Source organism: Gemmatimonadota bacterium (assembly GCA_016209965.1).
In the GTDB taxonomy this organism is placed as follows: domain Bacteria; phylum Gemmatimonadota; class Gemmatimonadetes; order Longimicrobiales; family RSA9; genus JACQVE01.
Map to the genome: position 1 here is coordinate 1 of JACQVE010000284.1, position 2,385 is coordinate 2,385.

The following is a 2,385-nucleotide window of genomic DNA, read 5'->3' on the forward strand; positions in this document are numbered from 1 at the left end:
CCCCTCGTCGTCCGCGCCCAGATGGGGCCGGATATCGACGCCAACGGCAACGCCATCAACAACTCGTTCGCGCCCCTGCCCACGACCATCACGGACGTGAGCAAGTTCAAGACACTGCCGGGCGGCGCCAATGCCCTGGCAGCGCCGGGCACCATCAGGCTCTCGCTCTCCGGGCTGCCCAAGCTGACTACGCGCCGCTACGCCGTCTGGCTCTTCAACCGCACCTCGAAGGCGTTCAAGTCCGCGCCCGCCAAGGTGGGCACCTCCACCACGCCCGCGGCCACCTTCGATTCGCCGGGCGAGGCCGCCCTCTCCGTGGTCCTGGACGACGCGAGCAATGTCGACTTCGCCAAGTGGACGCACCTCCTGGTCTCCATCGAGGGGACCACGGTTGGCGCCAATCCCTCGGCCTCGAAGTTCCTGTTCAGCGAATACCTGGCCGCGGACCAGTCGCTCAAGGCGGGCGCCCTGACGCTGGGCAAGTTCGATGCCACCGCGCCCCGCGCCTTCCAGCTTGCCGGCACTGGCCTGGGCAGCTTCTTCCGCGATTCCCTGCTCGTGGACTTGAAGCGCGTGCCCGCGCCTCCCGAGGGCTTCCACTACCAGAGCTTCCTGGCCAAGGTGGTGGGCCCCAACGTCACGGCCTCCGTGCGACTCCACACCGTGACGGTCGATGAGATCGGCAACGGCACCGACCGCATTGCCGAGGCCGAGGCCGGCGCCTTTGTCGACTTCAACACCTACATGCTGGTCCTCGAGCCCGACAACCTCAACCTCCTGACCAAGGCCAGGGTCCAGGTCAGCGAGAACTACGGCGACAAGTTCAAGGCCTTCTTCGCCAAGCAGTAGAGCAGTAGAGTAGCAGTAGAGCGCCCGCCGGCCCCGCACACAGGTAGCCTGAGTGCCGGGCCGGCGGGCGCCCAGCTTCTCCCGGACGCTTACGCGTACGCAACAACCTGTCATCCCGAGCGGAGCGCGCCAGCGATCACTAGCCCTCCCCCAAATCCTCGTCTATTTTCGGCGGCATGGGAGACGCTCAGGCACTGCCGCAGCTCGTGCCCAAACCCTGGGGCCACGAGCTGATCTGGGCCCGCACGGACCGCTACGTGGGCAAGATCCTGCATGTCAGAGCGGGGCACGCCCTTTCGCTGCAGTACCACGAGCGGAAGGATGAAACCATTCACCTCTTGCGGGGCGAGATGCGCTTCTGGGCGGGGCCCGCCGCGAACCGGCTGGAAGAGATCGCCTTTCCCGCCGGGACCAGCTACCGCGTGCTCCCTGGTACGCTGCACCGCATGGAAGCGGTCACCGACGTGGATATCCTGGAGGCCTCGACACCCGACCTGGATGACGTGGTGCGCCTCGAGGACCGCTACGGCCGGGTATGATCGTCTACCTGGGCCTGGGCACCAACCTGGGCGACCGCGAAGCGAACCTGCGAGCCGCACTCGCCCACCTCGCCCGGATCCTCGACATCGAGGCGGTCTCCTCCGTCTACCACTCCGAGCCCGTCGGCTACCGCGAGCAGCCCGACTACTGGAACCTGGTGGCGCGCGCGCGCACCACGCTCGAGCCGGAGGGGCTGCTCGGGGAGTTGCAGCGCGCGGAATGGCAGCTCGGCCGCCAGCCCTCGTTCCCCAACGCCCCCAGGGTCATCGACATCGACCTGCTTCTCTATGATGATCGCCAGCTCGCGACCCCCGCCCTCGAGCTGCCGCACCCGCGCATGCTCGAGCGGGCCTTCGTGCTGCGGCCGCTGCTCGAGCTGGATCCGGACGCTCGCCACCCGCGCACGGGCGAACGGCTGCGAGACGCGCTGGCGCGCGGGAGCTTCGAGGCCACGGAACGGCTCTTCGACGGGTCGGTGCTCCTCGATCCTGCGCGGCGCGTGCCATGAGCGCCACGGGAAGGCGCGTAAGCGGCGGGCGACGCCTTGCTCCTCCGCAGGCGCGCCGGGTTGCCCTCCTGTTCCTCGTCCTCTGCCCGCTGGGCACGGGCGCATGCCGTGGCCAGAACCGGGAGGACCTGGAACTGCGCGCGGCCGTGGATTCGTTGCTCCCGCGCCTCGAGTCGCTGGCCGGCCTGCGCGCCCGCCGGCCCGTGGGCGTCGCGCGCCGCGGCCGCGCCGAGCTGCGGCGCTACGTGCTCGCCCAGCTCGGCAAGGAGCTGCCGCCGGCGGAGGCGGAAGGCATCGAAGCCACCTACCGCGCCCTGGGCCTCTTCCCTGATACGCTGGATCTACGGCGGCTACTGCTGGAGCTGTATACCGAGCAGGTGATGGGCTACTACGATCCCGAGACGGACACGCTCTACGTCATGGAGGGCGTGCCCCGGGATGTGCTCGAACCGGTGCTGGCCCACGAGCTGGTGCACGCGCTTCAGGAC

General features: G+C 69.0%; 4 protein-coding genes. All 4 read left to right on the forward strand.

Features of this window, described 5'->3' with window-relative positions:
* Positions 1-849: hypothetical protein (locus tag HY703_11355; protein ID MBI4545784.1), on the forward strand; the 849-nt coding region annotated here is incomplete at its 5' end.
* A gap of 176 nt (positions 850-1,025) precedes the next feature.
* Entirely contained in the window at positions 1,026-1,388 is a 363-nt protein-coding gene (locus tag HY703_11360) for a cupin (GenBank protein ID MBI4545785.1), read from the forward strand.
* Positions 1,385-1,897: a 2-amino-4-hydroxy-6-hydroxymethyldihydropteridine diphosphokinase gene (folK, locus tag HY703_11365; GenBank protein MBI4545786.1), complete on the forward strand. Its 513-nt coding sequence runs from the start codon at positions 1,385-1,387 to the stop codon at positions 1,895-1,897. Before HY703_11360 ends, folK begins: the two co-directional genes overlap by 4 nt.
* A partial coding sequence (locus HY703_11370; protein MBI4545787.1) for a hypothetical protein occupies positions 1,894-2,385 on the forward strand: 492 nt, incomplete at its 3' end. The genes folK and HY703_11370, both read left to right, overlap by 4 nt.